General features: G+C 70.5%; 20 protein-coding genes, 1 tRNA gene and 1 other RNA gene. 14 read left to right on the top strand and 8 right to left on the bottom strand.

The genetic code is table 11. From position 1 onward, the window contains the following. Positions 1-4: 4 nt before the first annotated feature. The 6 genes from ACFWBW_RS33660 to ACFWBW_RS33635 all read right to left on the bottom strand — a co-directional run bounded on the left by ACFWBW_RS33660 (position 5) and on the right by ACFWBW_RS33635 (position 7,899). Positions 5-1,705 (bottom strand): aspartate:alanine exchanger family transporter, encoded by a 1,701-nt coding sequence (locus tag ACFWBW_RS33660; RefSeq protein WP_385380836.1) that lies wholly within the window; start codon positions 1,703-1,705, stop codon positions 5-7. A 216-nt stretch (positions 1,706-1,921) separates the two neighbouring features. Beyond that, on the bottom strand, positions 1,922-2,698 hold the full coding sequence (locus tag ACFWBW_RS33655) for an SDR family oxidoreductase (protein ID WP_385380833.1): 777 nt from the start codon (positions 2,696-2,698) through the stop codon (positions 1,922-1,924). Positions 2,699-2,765: 67 nt separating this feature from the next. Beyond that, positions 2,766-3,659: an RNA polymerase sigma-70 factor gene (locus ACFWBW_RS33650; RefSeq protein WP_385380830.1), complete on the bottom strand. Its 894-nt coding sequence runs from the start codon at positions 3,657-3,659 to the stop codon at positions 2,766-2,768. A gap of 9 nt (positions 3,660-3,668) precedes the next feature. After that, entirely contained in the window at positions 3,669-4,376 is a 708-nt protein-coding gene (locus tag ACFWBW_RS33645; protein WP_385380900.1) for a histone deacetylase, read from the bottom strand. Between the two features lie 220 nt (positions 4,377-4,596). Next, positions 4,597-7,023 carry a helicase-associated domain-containing protein gene (locus ACFWBW_RS33640; RefSeq protein WP_385380827.1) on the bottom strand — a complete coding sequence of 809 codons (2,427 nt, stop codon included), beginning with the start codon at positions 7,021-7,023 and terminating at the stop codon, positions 4,597-4,599. Between the two features lie 636 nt (positions 7,024-7,659). After that, positions 7,660-7,899 (bottom strand): hypothetical protein, encoded by a 240-nt coding sequence (locus ACFWBW_RS33635; RefSeq protein WP_385380823.1) that lies wholly within the window; start codon positions 7,897-7,899, stop codon positions 7,660-7,662. 824 nt (positions 7,900-8,723) lie between these two features. Here ACFWBW_RS33635 and ACFWBW_RS33630 point away from each other — a divergent pair. Continuing rightward, positions 8,724-8,906, top strand: coding sequence for a hypothetical protein (locus tag ACFWBW_RS33630; RefSeq protein WP_385380820.1), 183 nt, complete (start codon positions 8,724-8,726; stop codon positions 8,904-8,906). Between the two features lie 280 nt (positions 8,907-9,186). Here the strand turns inward: ACFWBW_RS33630 and ACFWBW_RS33625 are convergent, their stop codons facing one another. Continuing rightward, positions 9,187-10,032, bottom strand: coding sequence for a sigma factor-like helix-turn-helix DNA-binding protein (locus ACFWBW_RS33625; protein WP_385380817.1), 846 nt, complete (start codon positions 10,030-10,032; stop codon positions 9,187-9,189). 468 nt (positions 10,033-10,500) lie between these two features. Between ACFWBW_RS33625 and ACFWBW_RS33620 the strand changes: the two genes are divergently transcribed. The 11 genes from ACFWBW_RS33620 to ACFWBW_RS33570 all read left to right on the top strand — a co-directional run bounded on the left by ACFWBW_RS33620 (position 10,501) and on the right by ACFWBW_RS33570 (position 19,475). Next, a complete protein-coding gene (locus ACFWBW_RS33620; protein ID WP_385380814.1) occupies positions 10,501-10,770 on the top strand; it encodes a DUF6284 family protein in 270 nt (89 codons plus the stop codon). Continuing rightward, complete coding sequence (locus ACFWBW_RS33615) at positions 10,767-11,603, top strand: DUF2637 domain-containing protein (protein WP_385380811.1); 837 nt, start codon at positions 10,767-10,769, stop codon at positions 11,601-11,603. The genes ACFWBW_RS33620 and ACFWBW_RS33615 overlap by 4 nt, the downstream gene beginning before the upstream one ends. Next, complete coding sequence (locus ACFWBW_RS33610) at positions 11,600-11,971, top strand: RRQRL motif-containing zinc-binding protein (protein WP_385380808.1); 372 nt, start codon at positions 11,600-11,602, stop codon at positions 11,969-11,971. Before ACFWBW_RS33615 ends, ACFWBW_RS33610 begins: the two co-directional genes overlap by 4 nt. Before the next feature lie 11 nt (positions 11,972-11,982). After that, positions 11,983-12,357, top strand: coding sequence for a DUF6251 family protein (locus ACFWBW_RS33605; protein WP_385380897.1), 375 nt, complete (start codon positions 11,983-11,985; stop codon positions 12,355-12,357). 77 nt (positions 12,358-12,434) lie between these two features. Beyond that, entirely contained in the window at positions 12,435-12,668 is a 234-nt protein-coding gene (locus ACFWBW_RS33600; protein WP_385380805.1) for a DUF6257 family protein, read from the top strand. A gap of 96 nt (positions 12,669-12,764) precedes the next feature. After that, on the top strand, positions 12,765-14,885 hold the full coding sequence (locus tag ACFWBW_RS33595; RefSeq protein WP_385380802.1) for an ATP-binding protein: 2,121 nt from the start codon (positions 12,765-12,767) through the stop codon (positions 14,883-14,885). Between the two features lie 294 nt (positions 14,886-15,179). Beyond that, the gene (locus ACFWBW_RS33590; RefSeq protein ID WP_385380799.1) at positions 15,180-16,118 is read left to right on the top strand and encodes a DNA primase; all 939 of its coding nucleotides are present in this window, start codon (positions 15,180-15,182) and stop codon (positions 16,116-16,118) included. Next, positions 16,115-16,432 (top strand): hypothetical protein, encoded by a 318-nt coding sequence (locus tag ACFWBW_RS33585; protein ID WP_385380796.1) that lies wholly within the window; start codon positions 16,115-16,117, stop codon positions 16,430-16,432. The genes ACFWBW_RS33590 and ACFWBW_RS33585 overlap by 4 nt, the downstream gene beginning before the upstream one ends. Next, positions 16,429-17,871 (top strand): phage/plasmid primase, P4 family, encoded by a 1,443-nt coding sequence (locus ACFWBW_RS33580; RefSeq protein WP_385380794.1) that lies wholly within the window; start codon positions 16,429-16,431, stop codon positions 17,869-17,871. Before ACFWBW_RS33585 ends, ACFWBW_RS33580 begins: the two co-directional genes overlap by 4 nt. A gap of 114 nt (positions 17,872-17,985) precedes the next feature. Next, complete coding sequence (locus ACFWBW_RS33575) at positions 17,986-18,216, top strand: excisionase family DNA-binding protein (RefSeq protein WP_385380791.1); 231 nt, start codon at positions 17,986-17,988, stop codon at positions 18,214-18,216. 11 nt (positions 18,217-18,227) lie between these two features. Further along, the gene (locus ACFWBW_RS33570; RefSeq protein ID WP_385380788.1) at positions 18,228-19,475 is read left to right on the top strand and encodes a tyrosine-type recombinase/integrase; all 1,248 of its coding nucleotides are present in this window, start codon (positions 18,228-18,230) and stop codon (positions 19,473-19,475) included. A gap of 80 nt (positions 19,476-19,555) precedes the next feature. Here ACFWBW_RS33570 and ACFWBW_RS33565 read toward each other — a convergent pair. Then, positions 19,556-19,643, bottom strand: a tRNA-Ser gene (locus ACFWBW_RS33565). A 164-nt stretch (positions 19,644-19,807) separates the two neighbouring features. On the opposite strand from ACFWBW_RS33565, the gene ffs reads away from it, so the two are divergent. Together ffs and ACFWBW_RS33555 are read left to right on the top strand one after the other, a co-directional pair. Then, positions 19,808-19,906: signal recognition particle sRNA small type (gene ffs / locus ACFWBW_RS33560), an RNA gene on the top strand. A gap of 169 nt (positions 19,907-20,075) precedes the next feature. Then, positions 20,076-21,530, top strand: a 1,455-nt coding sequence (locus tag ACFWBW_RS33555; protein ID WP_385380786.1) for a DNA polymerase III subunit gamma and tau, incomplete at its 3' end; no start/stop codon positions are given.

The raw sequence follows: 21,530 nt of genomic DNA, 5'->3' as shown, positions 1-21,530 counted from the left end.
CCGCTCACCTCCGCAGCAGCACGATCACCGACCCCCACATCGTCAGCAGCACGTTGCCCAAGGCGTACGGGACCGTCGTGCCCAGGGCCGGGATCTGGCTGCGGGCGCGTTCCGTCAGGGCGCCGAGCGCGGCCGTCGTGGTCTGGGCTCCGGCCAGTGCGCCGAGCAGGATCGGGAGGGGGAGCCGCTGCACGAAGTGCCCGTAGGCGAATCCGGCCAGCAGCGGCACGGTCGTGACGGCGGCGCCCCAGAGCAGCAGCGGCCAGCCGGCTTCGCGCAGGCCCGGGACGAAGCTCGGGCCGGCGTTGAGGCCGACGACCGTGACGAACACGCACAGGCCGAGCGTGCCCATCAGCCACTGCGCCGCCGACGGCAGGTTCCCGTACGTGGGGTACTTGCTCCGGATCCAGCCGAAGACCAGCCCCATCAGGAGCGCCCCGGTGGAGGTGGACAGCGACAGCGGCGCCCCGGCCGCGTGCAGCGCCGGGATGCCGAGGCAGCCGCCGAGGAAGAGCCCGAGCGCGATCCACACCATGTCCGTCGCGAAGCTGGTCGGCACCGGCGTGCCCAGCTCCGCCGCGGCCGCCTCCACCCGGCTGCGCGGCCCCGTCAGGACCAGGGTGTCGCCCCGCTCCACCGTGCTGTCGAGGCGGACCCGCAGGTCGGCGCCGGCCCGCCAGTGCTCGTCGACGAAGACGCCCGGCATGAACTCCTCGTGGCGCAGGGTGCGGATGGTGCGGCCGCTGAGGTTCCGGTCGGTGATGACCACGTGCAGGGACTCGGTGCGGTAGGCGAGCAGCTCGAAGTCGTCCGTCTCCATCCCGATGTGCGTGCGCGCGTCGTACGCGACCAGGTCGCCGCGGACCGCGCTGACGGCCAGGACGTCCCCGATCTCGACGCGGGTGTCCGCGGTGTGCTCCAGGATCTCCCCGCCGCGGCGCAGCCGGGTGATGTAGAGCCGCCGTCCGGCGGCCTTCTGCTCCGCCTCGAAGTCCCCGATCGTGCGCCCGGCGAAGGCCGCCACGTCGACGGCGTACGCGCGCAGCACGTGCTTGTAATAGCCCTCCCCGGCGTCGGGGTCGTCCTCGGCGGCCTCCAGGTCGGCGGCGAGCACGGCGCTCTCGACCGCGAGGTCCCGGCGCAGCAGGCGGGGCAGGAAACCGGCGAGGAGCAGCGCGGGCAGGACCGTACCGAGGGGGTACGTGACCGCGTAGGCGACGGCGATCAGATGCGACTGGTCCCGCGCCTCGGCCGCACTGACGCCGGGCAGGTGGGAGATGGCGTCGGAGCCGACGCCGATGACGGCGGACTGGGTGAGGCCGCCGCCGAGCAGCCCGGCGGAGAGGCCGGGCCCGTAACCGGCGAGGGTGGCGAAGGCCCAGGCGGAGGCGAGTCCGGTGACGCAGACGATGAGGGCGAGGACCACCTGGGGGAGGCCGTCCTTGCGCAGGGCGCGGAAGAACTGCGGGCCGACGTCGTAGCCGAGGGCGAAGAGGAACATCAGGAAGAAGACGGACTTGATCGGGCCGTCGATCTCGACCTTCGCCTGGGAGCCGATGACCAGCCCGGCGACGAGGCAGCCGGTGACGGCGCCCAGCGCGATGGACTTGTACCGGAGGCGGCCGAGCAGGAAGCCGACGGCGATGGTCAGGAAGATCAGCAGCTCGGGATAGGGCTGGAAGATCTCCGTCCTGAGCCAGTCCATCCACCCCACCCGCTTCCCGCCCGCGACCTCCTGCGCCGTCTCGAGAAACGGTATGTGCGGGTATGCGCGCCCGCATGTCCAGCGGTCCGACGCATCCGTCTGTCCGTCCACCTGTTTGTTCACGTGGAGCAGCAGGCTCAGTTCCTCCACGGCGGAGCGGGCGAAAGCCGAGGCGGACCGCTCGGCCCGGCCCGGCCCGCCCGGTCGGCCGCGGGGTCAGTGGGCGACCCGCTCGGCGAGGTACTGCTCCCAGGTGCGCCGGCCGAGCGCGTGGCCCGGTGCGGTCAGGTGGCCGGCGCGCCAGGCGGCCCCGATCCTGCCGGGGACGTGGACGGGAAGGACGGCACGGCGCTTGCCCGCGGCGCGCAGCCAGTCCCTGGCGAGAGCGGCGGCCGGGTACACGGTCGGGCCGGCGAAGTCGGGCACCCGGCCGGCCGGGTCGCCGAGGGCCAGCTCGACCAGCCGGTCCGCGACCTCGCCCACGTCGACCGGCTGGCAGTCGGTGCCGGACGGTACGAGGACGACCGGGAGCTTGGACAGGGCCCCGAAGGCGAGGTCGAGCAGCGCGGGGAACTGGGTGGCCCGCAGGTTGGTCCAGCCGGTCCCCGAGGCGGCGAGCAGCTGCTCGCCCTCCAGCTTGACCCGGTAGTACGGGTAGGGGATCCGGTCGACGCCGACGATCGAGATGTTGACGACGTGCCCGACGCCGGCCCGCTTCCCGGCTTCCAGCAGGTGCCGGAAGCCCGGGACGTCGTTCTTGAAGTGCCGGATGTCGCTCGCGCAGTGGATGACCGTGACGACGCCCGCGAGTGCCTCGTCGAGTCCGGCGCCGGTGGTCAGGTCGCCGGTGTACCAGTCCACGCCGGCGTCGTCGGGCAGCGCGGTGCCGCGCGTCAGCGCGCGGACCGGGCGGCCGGTGCGGCGGACCCGTTCCAGCACCTCGCGGCCGAGCGTGCCCGTCGCACCGGTCACCATGATCGTGTCGTTCTCCATCGGTCCCACAGTCCCAGCCTTCCGAATCCCTCGTCGATCGCGCCGTCACCGATGGAGAACCGGCGGGTCAGCCGTTCTGTGACAGCTTTCGGAGCTGAGTTGCGAGGAAGGTGAGTTTGTCCGGATTCAGGACGAGCCTGACACCGGTGATCCCGCCCTCGCCGAGCTCCAGCGCCCCGAACGCGGTCAGCTCGCCATCCGCCCGGCCGACCACCGCCGGAACGCCGTTGACCTCGGCGAACCCGATCTCCACGCCGTTGACCCACCGGGAGAAGAGACCGACGAGGAAGCGGGCCGCCTTGTCCCGCCCGGCCACCGGCCGGCTCGCCGCGCTCGCCTTGCCGCCGCCGTCCGACCAGACGACGACCTGGTCGGAGAGGAGCTGCTCCAGCCGGTCCATCGCGCCCTCGGAGGCGGCGGCCAGGAACCGGGCGAGCAGCTCGTCGTCCTGCTCGCGCGAGGTGGTGAACCGCGGCCGGCCGTCGGCCAGGTGCTGCTTGGCCCGGCGGTAGAGCTGGCGCGCGTTCGCCTCGGAGCAGTCGAGTACGCCCGCGATGTCCCGGTGGCTGTAGTCGAAGGCGTCGCGCAGCACCACGCAGGCCCGCTCGGGGGCCGACAGCCGCTCCATCATCGTCAGCACGGCGAACGACACGGAGTCCCGCTGCTCCGCCGTCTCCATCGGCCCCAGCGCCCCGGCGCCGGTCCCCACCGGCTCGGGGATCCAGGGCCCGAAGTACTCCTCGCGCTGCACCCGGGCGGAGGCGAGCCGGTTCAGGCACAGGTTGGTGACCACCTTGGCCAGCCACGGCCCCGGCGCGGCCACCTGACCGGGCCGGGCCCCGTGCCAGCGCAGGTACGCGTCCTGCACGGCGTCCTCCGCCTCGGCCGCCGAGCCGAGCATCCGGTACGCCAGCGAGAACAGCCGCGATCGGTGATCCTCAAACTCCTGTGCCGCATCCATGGCCCCACGCTAGTGCGGGGCCTCCGGTGGGCGTCCGTGACCGTCCACTCCGCCCCGCCCCACGAGCAGTTCGAGCACCTGTCGCGGTGTCCAGTTGCCGGTCGCGCCCGAGCAGGCGGACAGGTAGTCGGCGATCTCCCGTTCCTCCCACGGTCCCGCCTCCAGCAGGCCGCCCGCCAGGTACCGCAGATACGCGGCGGACGGCATGAGCGGCTCGACGTCCCGGAGGGACCACGGGGCGGTGAAGGTCAGCACGGGGATGCCTTCGACCGTCCCCGGGCAGATCAAGGTCTCGTACCGGCCGCTGCCCGCCGCGTCGCGGCCGTCGCGCAGCACCGTGGCGAGGTCGAGGTCCGCCCCCGGTTCCCGGTACATCTCCTGTGCGGCGATGTCCGACAGCTGGCTCACGGTCACGAGGTGGGCCCGCCCCAGCAGCCGGCCGGGCGCCGCCGGGTCGTAGAAGCCCCTCCCTCCCGTCCACACCGGGGACTCGGTGGCGAAGTAGAGGCATCCGCCGAGCTGGACGGCGATCGACCGCTCCGGCGCCCGCCGGTCCCGGCAGCCGGGATACGAGCGCGTCGCGCCGGGCGGCGTCCCGCCGGCGATGTAGGCGGCCAGCCGGTCCATGTGCATGTTGGAGCCGTACGAGGCGTACCAGACCCGCCCGTGGACCCTCGGAGCCTCGACGCCGAGCGGCACCGCGGTGTGGACGACCATGCTGTTCCCCGTCTCGTTCGTCATGGCGACCGCACGCCGCGCCACCGCATGATCCCTATCCGTCCACGCGCTCGGGCAGTGTTCGTATGCCTGTCCGGATGGGGTCGTACCCGTCCTGGCCTGGGGTGGAAGCTAACCCAGAGGGTTCGCCGGATGGCCCTGGACGAGTACGAATGAGACCGGAACTGAGACCGGTCTCCGGTCCCTGAGCCCGTTCGGCCTACTGGGGCATGACGCTGTGGATGCGGGAGAGCGTGAAGACGCGTTCGGCTTCGCGCAGGTGGCACCAGGCTTCCAGGTAGGGCGGGTCGAGTTCCAGGCTGCTCAGGGTGCGTACGGTGCGACTGCCCGAGGTCGCGACGTACTCGATGGTGATGGCGGTGCCGGTGTCGATGACTTGGGCGAGCTGGCGGACATCGCTGTACGACAGGTGCTTCGCGTATCCGGCGACGATCTCCTCGGTGTCCGTTCCGAAGGGGACTCCGCTGCCGAAGGGGTCGGGTTCCGGCATGGTCGGTGGTGCGGCCAGCAGTCGGACAGCCAGATCGGCAATGTCGGCGCCGCCCGGGACCTTCGACGTGCGGATGGCCGTGCTGGGGGTGCCGTGCTTGTCGCCGGTCAGCCGAGGGGCCGGAACAGGAGCGGCCGCCCGCTGGGGCCGGACCTTCTCGACGCGTACGGTTCCCCCGGCCGTTTCGGCGACGGGGGCGTAGCCCTCGGCGCGGAGCGCTGCGAGGGTTGTGTCGAGCGAGCTACGACTGACCAGAACAGTCGGCGCGAGCCGGCGCAAGCCGAGCTCGGAGAGCCCCCGGTGGGCGGCGAGTTCGGCCAGGAGCGCCGGCTCCTCGCCGTGGAGGACGCAGGCGGCCGGGGCGATGCGCACGCGTCCGTGGCCCCGCGCGGTGTCGGCGATGAGATAGGACAGCGGCTGGGGCAGGGGCCCGGCTGCGATGGCGGCCAGATCGGCTGCGATGTCCCCCGGGGCGCGGCCGGCGTCCAGGGCCCGTCGGATGCTCGCGGAGCTGAACCGCCACACCGAGGCCGTGCCACTGGTTTCCCTGTCCGCGGTGGCATCGAGGACCAAGGCGACCCGCGCGGCCGGTGTGCCGGCGACGACGGCGGTGAGGTCGCCGCCGATCCGGGCGGTTTCGGCGGCCGGGGGCAGCAGTCGGCGGCAGGTGGCAGTCAGTCCTTCCGCGTCGTAGGCGAGCAGATGGGCGCCCAGAGCCGACAGAGCGCCTCGGGCGATCACTCCGAACATTTCGGCCTCGCGGATCACCGTGGCGAACGGGGTGATGTCCGTAGGCGAGGCGTCGGCGAGCGGGCGATGCCAGGCCACCATCGGTCCGAGATCGGACGCGTTCTTCACCCCCTGACCGGCTGGGAGCTGTGCCGCCGCGGCAAACAGCCCGTGGCGGGCCTGGCGGCAGCCGTTGCAGGGCGGTGCTCCCGCGAGGGCAGGTAGCGCCCTGTTGTCTTCGTCGCGCGCCCGGGTAGGGGTGAGTGGCAGTTCGCGCCATGCCTGGAGCAGCGTGGACAGCCGCTCTGCGGGCTCCTGTTCCGCCCAGACGTCATAGGCCTCGGTCGGCGCCACGCGGTCGCCGTCCCGGGCCAGCAGCCCGGCCGTGTACGCGGTCTCCAAGGTGATGCGGACCACGGCATCGTCGGCTTGGGCGGCCTTGCCGATCCGGGCCAGCTCACGTGCACCGATCCCACCGGACTTGAGCCTGGCCGGCGGAGCCGAGGAACATGCCGAGAGAACCGAGGCGGCGTGGGCCGCGAACGCCGTGGCCGCGGCGGCAGCCTCCCGCTCCACGTCGGCGGGGGTGATGGACACCAGCTGAGGAGACGGTGCGAGCGGGTCGAAGGGGGCGTGCCAGGTGGGCCCGCGCAACGCCAGGGCGACTTCGACGGGCATGCGCGCGGGACCGTATCGGCGGCGGTCCTGGATCAGGAGGCCCCGGTCGAGTGCCCATCGCGCCCCCGGTTCGAGGACGGGGCCAGGGGTCCCGAACACGAGGGCCTGCGGCGGCCTCGGCGCAGACCCTGCCCGGTGGGTCAGCAGCTTCTGGGTGACCGCGGGCGCTCGTGCCACCACTTCGGCAACGACTTTCGGGTCGCTGAGGTGCGCGACGAGCGCCGTCATACGCTGCTGCTTGGTGCCGGGCGGCTTGATGCCCAGCGCCGCCAACATGCCGCGCAGCTCGTCGGAGGTCATGTCCGCCAGCAGCTCGGCAAGCGGTGCGTCCAGCCCGAGCGGCGCGTCCCACGCTCGCCGCAACGGTGCCGCCGTGTGGAGCCTTCCGTTGTGGTCCGACCAGACCAGCGCGTGCCCGGCGAGAGTCTCCAGGACCGCTTCCAGCGCGAGGCCGGCCTGGCCTGCCGTCGCCCCCAGCAGTTTCGCCAGGGCCTCGCGCGACGCGTTCGTACCGAGCGCCGCCACGGCTTCGGCCACCTGCAAGTCGGGCAGGGTGAGCAGGGGCAGCGCGAGTGCCACCGACCCCGGCCGCTGAAGGCGGTCCGCCAGCTCCCCCACCGAGCGGGGCTCCGGAGGGGACGCGGTGTCGGTCCGTGTCGCGAGCACGCGTGCCAGGCGCGGGCCGTCGAGACCGCTCAGCCAGGCTGTCAGTGTTGATCCGGACGCCATGGAAACCTCTCCTCCGGCCAGGAAACGGGCCGTGGCCGGACCTCGGCCAGTCCGGCACCGGGCTCAAGGATGACCCATCCGGTGGGTGTGGATGTCTCGCACGGCGAAAGATCCCCGCTCACGGGTCGGAGTCGGGTTGTTCCAGGCCCTCTCCAGGGTTGTCCGGCCCAGGGTGGTCTTCAGGCATGGGCCCGTGGACCACAGCGTGCAGGCGGATGGCGAGTGATCTATCTGCTCGACACCCATGTGGTCGCCGAGATCACCACCCGGCCGAAGCTGCCCCGGCCGTCTTAGCCTGGGCTCGGTCTGTTCCAGCTCCTGAGACCACGGAACGCAAAGAGCCCCACCGCAAGCGGTGGGGCTCTTCAACGTATTGCCCGGTGAGAGCAATGGCGGAGGATACGAGATTCGAACTCGTGAGGGGTTGCCCCCAACACGCTTTCCAAGTCTGTTGGTACAAGTTAGAGCCGGATTCGCGGCCGTTCACCTGCGTTCACGAGCGTCCTCGATTGCCTGTCCACCCGGGGTGTGGTCGGTGGTGAACGCTGCTGAACCGACCTGAACGAGACGGGAACTGAGACGGGTGGAGCGAGGCGATGGGGGCGGCCGGAGGCCGTCCCCATCCTCCTCCGCCCTTCAGCTGTTCAGCTCCGTCGGGCCGTCTTGCTTGCCTACCGCATCCCGGCGCCGGACGAGGGCGTAGACGGTTGCGGTCGACGCGGCGATCGTGGCGACAGCCGTCGCTTCGCCGGGCCCTACGATCCCCGCGACCGCGAGGCCGCTAAGGGTCATACCGGCCAGGATGGTCGCCGCAGCGACCAGACCGTCCTTACGCCCCTTGTCGCGCTTCGGGCTCGCAGCACTAAACTGGGCCATGGGTAATGGCTCCCTCTTGGGTGTCGATCTACGAAAACCCAGCGGCCCCCTGTTCACAGCAGGGGGCCGCAGCCCGTTAAGGGCTGCGGACCATAGGGCAGTTGGGGAAGCTTCCGATGGGCGGCCGCTTCGTGAACTATTGGCTCATCGGGCCCCAGCCCACAGCAAGTTCTGTGACTTGCGCCACGCTTCATTCTGAAGGGTGTCTGTCGGGCGAGTTGTGGGACCGGGGTCCAGAGCAGTTCGCAGGCCCCTGGCCGCCCGACCAGCGGGAACGCTTCCCTTTCCGCTGCTACTGCCCGCCCATATAGATGGCCAAGCCCGCTATTTGCCGGGCCAATTTTGTGTGGCGCAGATCACTTTAAGGGTTCGCTGAGCGGTCGCTTCGCGTGCGTGGGGCTTGCGCGATGCACTTCACCCCGCTACGGGAGAGGGGGCGGGCGATGCCCGTCCGAGGGCAACTGGTTCCCCTGGGCGTGATCGGGCAGGCAGAAGGCCACGGCGGCATCGTCCCCGACCTTGTACCTGGGCCACCGCCGCCCATGAGGGTCGGTGGCCTCCACCTTTCGGACAGTGCCGATCAGTGACGCCGGGCCGTGTGCACGTAGTTCATCGAAGACATTCCCCCAGGTGGCCATCTGGTACTCGGTGACAAGGCGGGAGGTGCCATCCGATAGGACCGCAGCCGCACGGACCTCTTCCGCCGGCACGCTCCCGGTCAAGGCGTGGAAGGCGGCGACTGGGTGCGCGGAGGCGACCCAGTACCCCTCGGTTGTGTTTCGGATCGCACGCTGCGCGGCCACGAGCCTGGCCACGCTTGCACTATGGTCCGGGGTCCCAGTCTCGTACCGCTCCGTCTCCGCCCGCTGCTCTGCACAGACCTCATCGACGCGAAGATCCGTGAGTACGACGACGTCGTCTTGCTTCTGGAGGACGATCGGCGAATCGGCGAGAACGAGGTGGTCGAAGTGATCCCCCTGCTCGCGGAGGAGTGCCACGGTGGCTGAAGGCGTACCGGGGTTCGCCAGATCGCAAGTCGGGTGCAGTGCCGCGACTTGTTCCAGGGCCTGCGCCAACCCCTCCGAGAGAGACTTGTCCGCCACGGTGAGCGCTGCGACGAGATGGCCCCCAAGCTGAGCCACGTACCAAGGAACACCGTGCCGACAACCGGTGTCCAAGCCCGCGGTGCTGAGCCCATCCAGCACTACAGCCAGAGAAGGTGTGGCGCCCACCCAGTCCTCGTTCGGAGCGGGGCTTCCTGCCTGAGTTGCAACGCTCACGTACATGTCACGCCTCGTGTCGGTAGATCGGGGTGACCCTCTTGCTTTCCAGGACTTCCAGCGTCTTGGGGTCATACAGGCAAGAGATCAGCGTCGAGAAGCGGCGAGTGCGCACCTCGCGATAGAGCTCCGGCAGGTTGTTCTCCAGCCAGTGGACGACACCGTTCGCACCGATGGCGTGGATCCCGGCCGCGTACAGGAAGGTCCCTCGCCCGTCTAGACGGGGGAGGCGAGCCAGGTAGCCGAAATCCCCGGCGGTGCCGTCCTCGTCCATCGGGGACCTGTAGCGCTCCTCCGTCTTCAGATCCACGAGGTGCCAAGCGTGGTCCTTCTCGAACCGCAGGTAGTCATCGCCTTCGAGCACCTGCGCAACGATCGGCGACAGGCGCGGACCGCAGACCACCACGTGGTTGTCGCGGTTCAGGTTCACCATGCCGCTAGGCGGGATCACCTCGTACTGAGAGTCCAGCTTGAGCGTCGCGAGCAGCTTTCGGAGTCGGTCGAAGTTGCCGAGATCCTCCCTGGCGACTACCTCGCCGGGGTTCTCGGACGGTGACTTGCCCGCCTCGTACTTCCCGCCGAGGGAGATCGTCACGAGGTCCGTTCCGAAGAAGGCGCGCTCCGGGGGCGGCCCCTGGGAGGCGAGCTGTCCGACGCGGCCACGGCTGACGCCCAGCAGGGCGGCGATCTCCGACTGAGACATGCCGGCAGCAGAGGCTTCCTCAATGGCCTCCCGCCGGATCCGGGACAGCTCGGTGACGCGCCCTTGGTAGTCCGTCATCAGGTCGCTCGCAGCCTTGGCCCGATCGACAGGGGTCGCGACCTCGGCCACTCGCTGCATCTCCGCGTGCATTCACAACCTCCGCGCTTAGGGGGTCTAGCAACCATACCGCCAGGGGGGCTTGACGGCTACGCCGGGACTGCCTACCTTGGCTATCAGGTCAGCGCATAGACCCCCTAGGCAAACAAAAGCGTGGGGGCCTAGCACTGCTTTGACCTGCATGAACGCACAACCAGGAGCCCCGCATCGGACGGGGGGAGGCGACCCGGCGCCTTGTCATTCACCGGAGGGCTTAGACCGAAAGGTCCCGTCTCCATACGCCTACGCCAGGTCCTAGACCTGAAGGAGACATGCGTGCTGCTCAACCTTCCGTGCCGTCCTCGGCCGCGGCCGGTTGCCTCCTCCGCCCGTCTCGCACGGGCGGAGTCGAGGGGAGCCGGAGTTCTTCCCGCTTCACCTCCTCAACGAAGTGCAGCCCCCGGCGGTAGGACGCCGGGGGCTGCTGTTCGGGCCCGTTCCTCTCTCGAAGGAGCAAGACCCATGAAGTCCATCGCTGCACTTCAGAACCTCGTTACCCCGTGGTCGGACGGCTTGGAGCCGTCGGACGCGGAGCTGAACGCGATCGAGCAGGAGCTGCCGCTGATCCTGGCGGAGCGCGACCTGCTGGACGCGCAGATCATGACGCTGGACCGGACGCCCACCGAGGTGGACGAGCAGCGGCTCCGCCGGGCGTGCCGACGGGTACTGGCGGAGCGGACCGCGCTGGAGAACCGGGCCGCCCACCTCCCCTCCTCCGGCGACGCGGCATGAACCGCAAGGCGAAAGCCGCGCTTGTCCTCGCGCTGGTCGTCGTGGTCGCCATGGCCTTCCGGGTCTCCTGGAACGCCCTGCGGGACGTCGCCAGGGCGATCGGTGCGGACGGCACGGCGGCGACGCTGTACCCGTTCGTTGTCGACGGCCTGATGGCCCTCGCACTCGTCGCAGCCCTCGTGCTGACCGATGAGGCCCGCCGCTTCGCCCTGCGAGTGCTGGCGTCCTACACGCTCGCCTCGCTGGTCCTGAACTACGTCCACGGTCTGCTGCCCGAACTGCACGCCGAGTCGATCGACTGGACTCGACTGGCCGACTGGGACCCCGCCAACTGGGCGCTCGTCCTGCTGGCGACGTCGCTCCCAGTTGGGTCGATCTACTTCGGCTCAGACCTCGTCGCCAAAGTCCTCCACCACAAGCCCCCGATCAAACCGACCGCTCAAGAATTAGCCCAGACCACCGTAAATCGGTCGACCCCTGAGCAGGGCGAACCGCCGGTCGAGCTGCCGGAGCCGAAGCAGGAGGTGGACTCTTCCACCACCGCCCCGGTCGAGCCGATCGAAGAGCGTCCGCAGCTCATCGCGGCGGCTGAATCACCGCGCCCCCGTCGGGCGACCGGTCGAGTCCCGGCGGCCGCCCGATCGACCCGACCGACCCGCACCGATGCCGAGTTGCTCGGTGAGGCGCGGAGCCTGACGGAGTCGTGGCCGATCGAGAAGCTGACCGGTGAAGGAATCCGCAAGGCCCTGCGCACCTCCCCGGCCAAGGCTCGGATCGTGCGCGAGGCCTTGAAGGCTGAGCGTGAGCGGGACGCGGCGGCGGTGGCCGGATGAGCCTGTCGTTCGCCGACTGCCACGATCCGACGGGAAGAGTCCACGGCCTGCCAACCTTCCCCTGGCGCCTTGCCCCCGACGGCCTCGCTACCCGCCGGCAGTTACGGGCCCTGGGGCTCCGCCCGGGTGGGCAGGACATCGCTGGCCAGGTGCTGCGGCCGCGCTTCCGGCGCGGCCCGCTCGCCGCGTTTCTTTACCGCGTCGACCGGGCGAAGCCGGTCCGACCGATGACCCCGGCCAAGACGGCTGCTCTGGCCAAGGCCAATGCCGCCCGCCGTACCTGCCCCGAATGCCGCCGCGACGCCGGATACGTCATACCGGCCTCGCTCGGCATGTGTGTTCCCTGTGCCTACCCCGAAGGGGGCTGACCGTGAACCACCTGCCCGAACTCCCCGCACACGCCACCGTCGTCCAGCTCCCGGACGGCACCCACGTCTACGCCGACCCCGCGTCTCTGCCCGCCGCGTACGCCGGGCCGCAGGTCGTGCACCAGCACATCCACCAGGCCCCGCCCGACAAGACCGTCCAGCGCATCGCGCTCGGCTCCGGCGTCGGCGCCGGGGCGGTCGCGGCCGGCGTGTACTTCGGCCCGCTCCTGATCGCCGCCTTGACTGCGATCGCCGCCAACATCGCCGTTCTCGCGTTCCTCGTCCTGGTTCTCGGCTGGGGCGTCCACACGGTCGTGAAGTCGGTCGGCAGCCCGAGCGGCACGCAGGCCGTGAAGAACGTGCGCAAGGCCCGCCGCCGCCGCTGACGGCTGCCCGATCCACCCGGCCCCGTGCCGGGTGGTGAGGGGAGCCGGACAGACCGGCCCCGGAAGGAGTTCTCCTGATGGAGAAGGACCCGAAGTACACCGCAGGTGAGATCGCCAAGTTGGCGTGGCTGACCGCCCGGATGGCCAAGCGCGGCATCGCCAGTCAGACCGTCTACCAGGGCGACCTTGAGCGCAAGTTCGAGCGGATCGTCAAAGGCGCCCGCGAACGCGACGCCCAGCACGCCGCCGACCTGGCTGAGGCCGAGAAGGCCGCCCGCAAGGCCCGCGCCAAGAACCTCAAGACGAAGTAGCTGTGCTCCGGGGTGGCCGCCCCTCTCGCCAAAGAATGCCGGCCACCCCGGACCCCACCCACCCTGAGCCAGTCAGTGAGAGCAGGAGCTTTCAGCATGACCGACAACGTCGTCCCCCTGTTCAAGGACCCCTCGACCTCGACCGACACGGTTACCGCGGCTTCCCCCACCCCGGCCCCGGCCGTCGCCGACGCGGTGCGGCCGGTGCGGGTCTGGAAGCGCACTGCATCCGGTGTGCGTACGGCCGTGACCAGCGAGCAGACCCGCACCGCCGCCCGGCTGGTCGCCCGCCACGGCATGTACGTCATCGGCGGCACGAGGATCACGGCGAAGCGGACGTGGGACGGGCGGACCGCGTCCCGGTACGAGCGGATGATCCGCGCCGCCGAAGCGGGCGGGAACTTCGAGGAGGCCAAGGAGTGGGAGGACCGCCTGCAGCGCTTCCGCTCAGGCCGCCACCACCGCCGCATGGACCTGCTCCGCTCCGCCCCCGACCTCGCCAAAAGCGCGGCCGTCGGCACCGGCCTCACCGTCGGTGGGCTCCTCCTGCTCGGGATCGTGCTGGCCATAGCCAACAAGGACATCTCCTGGGTCCTCGCCCCGATCGGCTCGGTGATCGAAGCGATCCGGATGATCGTGGTCGTGGCCACCGTCGTGTGGGGCCCCGCCCTGGTTGTCGGGCCGTGGCTGGCCCTACTGGCGCTGTGGGGCGTCGGCCGGCGCCAGCAGACCGCACCGCAGTGGACGCTCCCCGCCAAGCAGCGCGACGACGCCGGAGCACCCATCACCCCGTCCATCGTCGTCACAGCCCTGCGTGACCTCGGTATCGCCCCGCTCCGGGGCGCGATCAAGGACATGGGGGATGCCGGCGCCGCGATGCTCGGCCCTATCCGCATCGCCGGATGCGGTGTCGAAGTCGACGTCACCCTCCCCTCCGGAGTCACGACCGCCGAAGTGCAGGGACGGCGTAAGAAGCTCGCCGAGAACCTCGCCCGCCACGAACACGAAGTCTTCATCACCATCCCCGTAGCTGCCCGCACCGTGCGGCTGTGGATCGCCGACTCCGGCGCCCTCGACCAGCCGATCGGCCCGTCCCCGCTGACCACCGACGTGGCGACGACCGCGAACTACAAGTCGGGTAAGGCCCCGTGGGGTCAGGATCTGCGCGGCGACGCGGCGGCGCTGAGCCTGTACCAGCGCATGGTGCTGGCCACGGGTCTGTCGAACCAGGGCAAGACCGCAGCCCTTCGCGCACTCGCACTCTGGCTCGCTCTGGACCGCACGGTCGAGTTCCGGATCGCCGACCTCAAGGGCGCAGGCGACTGGGCCATGTTCGACGGCCTGGCCACCACCCTCATCCAGGGGCCGACCGACGGGCACGTCGTGCAGGCGACCGAGATGGCCGAAAGCTTGGTCGCGGAGATGGAGCGCCGGCTCCAGGCCCCGCCCGGAACCGTCTTCACCCCGCTCGTCGGCATCGTGGACGAAGCCCAGGTTGCGTTCATGTGCCCGACCGTCGGGGACGACAAGCGGCCCTACGGCGGCTCCAAGGCCACCTCCCGCTACTTCATGGCCGTACGGAAGATTCACAACCAGGGTCGGGCCGTGGACGTGCTCCTGTGGGAGGGCACGCAGGACCCCACCGACCAGAACCTTCCCAAGCTCGTCCGTGAGGGCGCACACACCCGCATCTCCCTCGTCCTGGGCACCGAGTCGCAGGCCCGCATGGCGCTGGGCGACAAGGCCATTGACGGCGGGGCCGCACCGCACCTGCTCCGCCAGGGTCTCGACAAGGGCACCGTCGTTGTCGCCTCCGACGGCATCACCATCCCGGCCGGGCAGGCATCCATCACGGTCCGCACCCACTTCATCGACACCGAGCAAGCCACCGAGATCGCCGACCGGGCCAAGGCCCTGCGCGACGGAGTCATCACCGCGCACACCGTCGACCACGGGCCGGCCGTCGACCCGCTCGCGGACATCCTGTCCGTGCTCGGCACCGAGCCGCGCGTCCTCACGCAGGACGTCCTCAAGCGCCTCGCCGCACTGAACGAGAAGGCGTACGGCGGCTGGTCGTTCCTCGACCTCAAGCGCGTCCTCGACGGCACCCCCGCCGCTCCCTACAAGTCCGACGGCCGGATGACCATCGGCCGTGACCGCGTCGCCCGTCTCCTTGCCAGCCGCCCCGAAACTGATTCCGCTTCTGTCGCTGAGTAGAGGAAGCAGACCCCTGCGCGGCCAGGGAGGCAGGGAGAACTCCCTAACTGCCTCCCTGGCCCGCCTCCCTGGCCCTGAGCTGCACAAATGATCCGCCAGGGAGGCAGGGAGGCACCGCAGGTCAGACCCCCGAAACCCCCTCCGCAAGCCTCCCGGCAGGGGGTGCCTGTCCCTCCCTGCCCGCTCGGCGGAAGGGATTCCGTTTCATCCGTCCGAACATGCCGAGAGCGGCCCCCTCTCACGCCAATGATCGGGGCCGCTCTCGTCCAGAACGCAAGAACTGGAGAGACCAGCATGACCCACCCGACCGACTTCCCGCGAGACCCCAACCGGCCGGCCTTACCGGCCCACCTCCGTACCGCACTCTGGCTCGCCGAACTCGGCCTGCCCGCCCTGCCGCTGCGGGAGGGCAAGCTCCCCGTGGGGAACTGCCCCGCCTGCACGAGCAGCGCATCCGCCGGGCCCTGCCAGTGCGGCGACCGCCCGCACATGAAGTTCGCCGGACCCTGCCACTGCCCTGCCCCCTGCCACGGCTGGGCCGCCGCCACCACCAACCCGGCGGTACTCACCTCCCCGGAATGGGCCCGCTCCTGGCACCAGGCCGGAGGAGTGGCCTACCACCCCGGCGGCGCCCACCTCACCGTCGTAGACCTCGACACCGCCGACGCAGTCGCCTGGGCCCGCCAGGCCCTCCCCGCGACCAAGGTCGTCCCGACCACCCGGGGTGAGCACTGGATCTACCGAGGCGCCACGCAATCCGCCAACAAGGTGCGTCCCGGCGTAGACATCAAGTCCCTCATGGCCTACGCCGTGTGGCGCGGCCCCGGCACCGGCCCCATCAGCGCCCTGCCGGACGTCGTCCGGGCGCTGGTCGTGAGGGAAGAGTCCACCCGGCCCCTTCGAGGGGAGGTGGACTCTTCCTCTCCTGCCCGCGCCACCTGGGACCGGTCGGTGGCCACCGGCTGCCGCCACACCGACACCTTCGTCCAAACCGGCCTCGCCCAGGGTCTGGCCAGGGTCGCCGCCTGCCACGAGCAGGGCGCTGGCAGCACCGCCTACGGTGTCGCCCGCTTCCTCGCCAACCAGCATGCCGGGTGCCCCGGCCCCTGCGGCCTGGAGATGCTCGGGCGCCAGGTCATCGATGCGGCCGTCGCTGTTGGCGTGCCCGAGGCGTACGCCGAGCGCGCGGTCGCGCGCGGCGGCCTTCCCGTTGCAGCGGTGAGGGCGTCGTGACCACCGGCACCCGCTCCGCCGAACCGACCCCCGCCACCGACGCGAGTGGTGCGCCGAAGGTCGTCGCCGAAGGCGTCCCTTCTGCCCTTCGTTCTGACCTGTGCTGGGACGACGGGCGCCGCCCTGTCGCCTGGCTCCGCATCACCGCGCCCGGACGCGGTGTGACCCCGTCCGTCCGGTCTTGGTGCGCGTGTGGGCGGGACCTGTTCGCCGCCGGCCAGCGGCGTGCGCTCGCCCTGATCGCCGACCACGAGCAGCACCGCACCGCCTGCCCCCACATCACGCCCGCTCAGGAAGGGAGGAAGGCCGCATGAGCCTCGCTGAGGAGCTGCCCGCTCCGTCCAACCCGATGGCCGTCGCACGCCGGATCCTGCCCGGCTGGCAGGACGAGCAGGAACGGCTGTTGTGCAGGCGGTGGCGGGGAGCGTGGATGCGCTGGACGGGCACCTGCTGGCGCGAGTTCGAAGAGCAGCAGATGCGCGCCACCCTCTACAAGGAGCTGGAGCACGCCACCTACGTCGCCGGTCTCGACAAGGAAGGCCTGCCCGAGGTCAAGGACTGGGCGCCCACCCGGACCAAGCTGAGCAACCTCCTGGACGCTCTGTCCGCCATCACCCTGTTGCCCTCGGAGGTGGACGCCCCGTCGTGGACCGACCGGGAGGAAGCGGCAGGGGACCGCAGCCCGATCGTCGCCTGCGAGAACGGACTCCTGCGGATCCGGGACAGGGCTCTGCTGCCCCACACGCCAGGGTTCTTCAACCTCGTGTCGGTGCCGTTCGCCTACGACGAGGACGCCACGGCCCCGGCCTGGCAGAAGTTCCTCAACCAGCTCTGGCCCGATGACCCCAGCGCTATCCAGGCCTTGCAGGAGTGGTTCGGTTACGTCCTGTCCGGCCGCACCGACCAGCAGAAGATCCTGCTCATCAAGGGGCCCACCCGGTCCGGGAAGGGCACCATCACCCGGGTCCTGACCGAGTTCGTCGGCAAGAAGAACATCGCCGGCCCCACCCTGGCCAGCCTGGGCACCAACTTCGGGCTGTCCTCGCTCGTCGACAAGCCGCTCGCGGTCATCTCCGACGCCCGGCTGACCGGGAACGAGGGCGGTCAGGTGGTGGAGCGGCTCCTCACGATCTCCGGTGAGGACACCATCGACATCGACCGGAAGTACCGCGACCTGTGGACCGGGAAGCTTCCCACCCGGCTGATGATCCTCACCAACGAACTGCCCAGCTTCGGAGACTCCTCCGGCGTGATCGCCCGACGGTTCATCGTCCTCAACATGACCGTCTCCTGGCTCGGCAAGGAAGACACCACCCTCGACGAATCCCTCAAGCGCGAGATGCCCGGAATCCTCAACTGGGCCCTCGACGGACTCGCCCGACTTCAGCAAACCGGCCGCATCACCCAACCCGCCTCCTCCCAAGACGCAGTCATGATCATGCAAGACACCGCATCCCCCACCAGCGCATTCGTCCGCGAACGCTGCAACACCGGACCGGCCTGCGAAGTACCCGTGGACGCCCTGTGGGCCGTCTGGCGCGAGTGGGCCGAGGACAACGGCGTACGTGCCGGAACCAAGCAGGTCTTCGGCCGCAACCTCCAGTCCGTCGTCCCCCAGCTCCGCCGCACCCGGCCGCGCGACCAGTACGGCCGGCAGGTGCCTGCGTACAGCGGGATCACGCTCAAGCAGTCCGATCCACATTCCTCTGAGTCGCGACTCACTGCGACTCAACCGCCCATGGACCACGTCTGAGACGCGTTGAGTCGCGACTCAACGCAATGTGAACGCAACTTGCATCCGGTGGCCGCCTTCACGACGAGTGAGGGCGGCCACCGTCTGTCTACGGGAACGAAGGAGAACCCAGGGATGGATGCTCACGACGTCGATCCGCCGATCGATCTCACGCTGGTTCTGCTGACCGTTGAGGAGGCAGCGCGGCGGCTGCGGATTGGCCGGACGCTCTGTTTCCGCCTGATCGGTACCGGCGAGCTGGAGTCCGTGCCCGTCGGCCGCCTGCGGCGGGTGCCGGTGGGCGCTGTCCACGACTACGTCACTCGGCTGCGTGCCGCCCACCGCCCTGCCGTGTCCGCCCACTGAAGAGGACCCCTGTGGAAGAGAAGAAGCGCACCCGCCAGCCCAACGGCGCGTCGACCATCTACCTCGGCACCGACGGAAAGTGGCACGGCCGTGTGACCGTCGGAGTGCGGCCGGACGGCAAGCCCGACCGCCGGCACGTTGAGCGCAAGACACGTGCCGAGGTCACTGAGGCCGTTCGGGCCTTGGAGCAGGCGCGCAAGGCCGGAACCGTACGGAAGATCGGTCAGCAGTGGACCGTGAGGACGTGGCTGGAGCACTGGGTCGAGAACATCGCCAAGAAGTACGTAAGTGAGAACAGCTACGACGGCTACGAGGTGGACGTCAGGGTCCACCTCGTGCCGGGCCTGGGGGCCCACAAGCTCGACCGGCTGGAGCCGGAGCACCTGGAAGAGTTCTACGCCCTCATGCAGAAGCGTGGCAGCGCGGCCGGGACGGCCCACCACGTCCACCGAACGATCCGGGTCGCCCTCACCGAAGCGGTTCGACGCGGGCACGTCCCCAAGAACGTGGCCGAGATCGCGAAGGCGCCCCGGCTCGAAGAGGAGGAGATCGAGCCTTACACGATCGAGGAGATTCAGAGCCTGCTCCTGGAGGCGTCCAAGCTCCGCAACAGTGCCCGCTGGGTCATCGCCCTCGCCCTCGGCCTGCGGCAGGGAGAGGCTCTGGGCCTCATGTGGGAGGACGTCTACCTCGACGCCGGGTACATCCGGGTCCGGAAGAACCGGCTGCGGCCGAAGTACGAGCACGGGTGCAGGGAGAGCTGCGGCAGGAAGCCCGGGTACTGCCCGGCCCGCAAGGAGATCCGGCGCGAGGTCAAGAACACCAAATCCCGTGCAGGCCGCCGCACCATCGGTCTGCCCGAGCCGATCATCAAGCTCCTTCGGAAGCACCAGGAGGAGCAGGGGCGGGAGCGGAAGCAGGCCGGGGACGAGTGGGAGGACAAGGGGTACGTCTTCGCGCAGCTGACCGGCGGGCCCCTCATCCCGAACACGGACTACCACCACTGGAAGAAGCTTCTGGGGGACGCCGGAGTCCGGGACGGGCGGCTCCATGACGCGCGCCACACCGCCGGGACGGTGCTCCTGCTGCTGGGAGTCCCCGACGTCCTGGTCGACGCGATCATGGGTTGGGAGCCGGGCGGGTCCGCACGGATGCGCGCCCGGTACATGCACGTGACCGGGCCCATGCTCAAGAACGTTGCCAAGCAGATCGGTGACGCGCTCTGGGGGGCCGCCCAGGAGGATCCCGCCCCCAACTGAGACGGAAACTGAGACGGGACAACGCAAAGAGCCCCACCGCAAGCGGTGGGGCTCTTCAACGTATTGCCCGGTGAGAGCAATGGCGGAGGATACGAGATTCGAACTCGTGAGGGGTTGCCCCCAACACGCTTTCCAAGCGTGCGCCCTAGGCCACTAGGCGAATCCTCCGCGGCAAACAATACAAGACGTTGAGGGGTGCTCGCGAACGTGATCGTCGGGCGGGCCCGGACCGGGGTCCGGGGCGGGGGTCAGGTCGGGGTCCGGGTCGGGGTCGCGTGGAGCTTCGGCCGGGGTCCGGCTCGATTCCGGGGCCTTCCATCCGCTAGGGTGGGGCCAGCCCCTCACGTGGCGCTATCTCACCCAACTCCCCCAGGGCCGGAAGGCAGCAAGGGTAAGTGGGCTCTGGCGGGTGCGTGGGGGGCGCTTTGCGTTCCGGGACGGGTCGGGCCGGCCGGGCCGCTCAGCGGCATCACACACGCATCGGCGCGGGATCGCGCACGCGGTACGAACGTTCCGCGCGCGGACGCGTAGGGCGGACCACGGAGGACCGGGCGGGTCTGCGGGCCGCCGTTGTCGGTGGGCCCGGATAACCTCGTAGACGTGTCGTCCCTTGCGCTGTACCGCCGCTACCGCCCCGAGTCGTTCGCCGAGGTCATCGGTCAGGAGCATGTCACTGACCCGCTGATGCAGGCGCTGCGCAACAACCGGGTCAATCACGCGTACCTGTTCAGTGGGCCGCGAGGCTGTGGCAAGACCACCAGCGCGCGCATCCTCGCCCGCTGCCTGAACTGCGAGCAAGGCCCCACGCCCACCCCCTGCGGGGAGTGCCAGTCCTGCAAGGACCTCGCGCGCAACGGGCCGGGGTCCATCGACGTCATCGAGATCGACGCGGCCTCGCACGGTGGTGTGGACGACGCCCGTGACCTGCGCGAGAAGGCCTTCTTCGGGCCCGCCTCCAGCCGGTACAAGATCTACATCATCGACGAGGCGCACATGGTCACCCCGGCGGGCTTCAACGCCCTGCTGAAGGTGGTCGAGGAGCCGCCGGAGCACCTCAAGTTCATCTTCGCCACGACCGAGCCCGAGAAGGTCATCGGCACCATCCGGTCCCGGACGCACCACTACCCCTTCCGCCTCGTGCCCCCCGGCACCCTGCGCGACTACCTCGGCGAGGTCTGCGGCCGCGAGGGCGCCCACGTCGAGGAGGGCGTGCTGCCGCTCGTCGTGCGCGCCGGCGCCGGCTCCGTCCGTGACTCCATGTCCGTCATGGACCAGCTCCTGGCCGGCGCCGCCGAGCAGGGTGTGACGTACGCCATGGCCACCTCGCTCCTCGGGTACACCGACGGGACCCTCCTCGACGCCGTCGTGGACGCCTTCGCCGCCGGGGACGGGGCCGCCGCCTTCGAGATCGTCGACCGGGTGGTGGAGGGCGGCAACGACCCGCGCCGTTTCGTCGCCGACCTGCTGGAGCGGCTGCGCGACCTGGTGATCCTGGCCGCCGTGCCCGACGCCCGGGAGAAGGGGCTCATCGACGCCCCCGCCGACGTGGTCGAGCGGATGCAGGCCCAGGCCTCCGTCTTCGGGGCCGCCGAGCTGTCCCGGGCCGCCGATCTCGTCAACACGGGGCTCACGGAGATGCGCGGAGCCACCTCGCCCCGGCTGCAGCTGGAGCTGATCTGCGCCCGCGTGCTGCTCCCCGCCGCCTTCGACGACGAGCGTTCCGTGCAGGCGCGGCTCGAACGGCTGGAGCGCGGCGGTGCGGCCTCGGCCGCCGCCTTCGCCCCGGCCCCCGCCATGGGCTACGTACCCGGGCCGGAGGCCCACGCCATGGCCCCCGCGACCGTACGGCCCCCCGCGCCGCCGGTTCCGGTGCAGCAGGCCCCCGTGCAGCAGGCTCCCGTGTACCAGGCCCCGGCCCCCGTGCAGCAGCCCCCCGTGCAGCAGCCCCCCGCCCCGGCCCCGGTGGCTCCGCCCGAGCCGTTGGCCCCGGCCGCGGCCTTCGGCGCCTGGCCCGGAGCCGCGCAGCCCGGCGGCGGCGCTCCCGGCGCCTTGCCC

Source organism: Streptomyces sp. NPDC059957, from assembly GCF_042730015.1.
Classification (GTDB): Bacteria; Actinomycetota; Actinomycetes; order Streptomycetales; family Streptomycetaceae; genus Streptomyces.
This window is presented reverse-complemented; position numbering and strand designations above follow the sequence as displayed.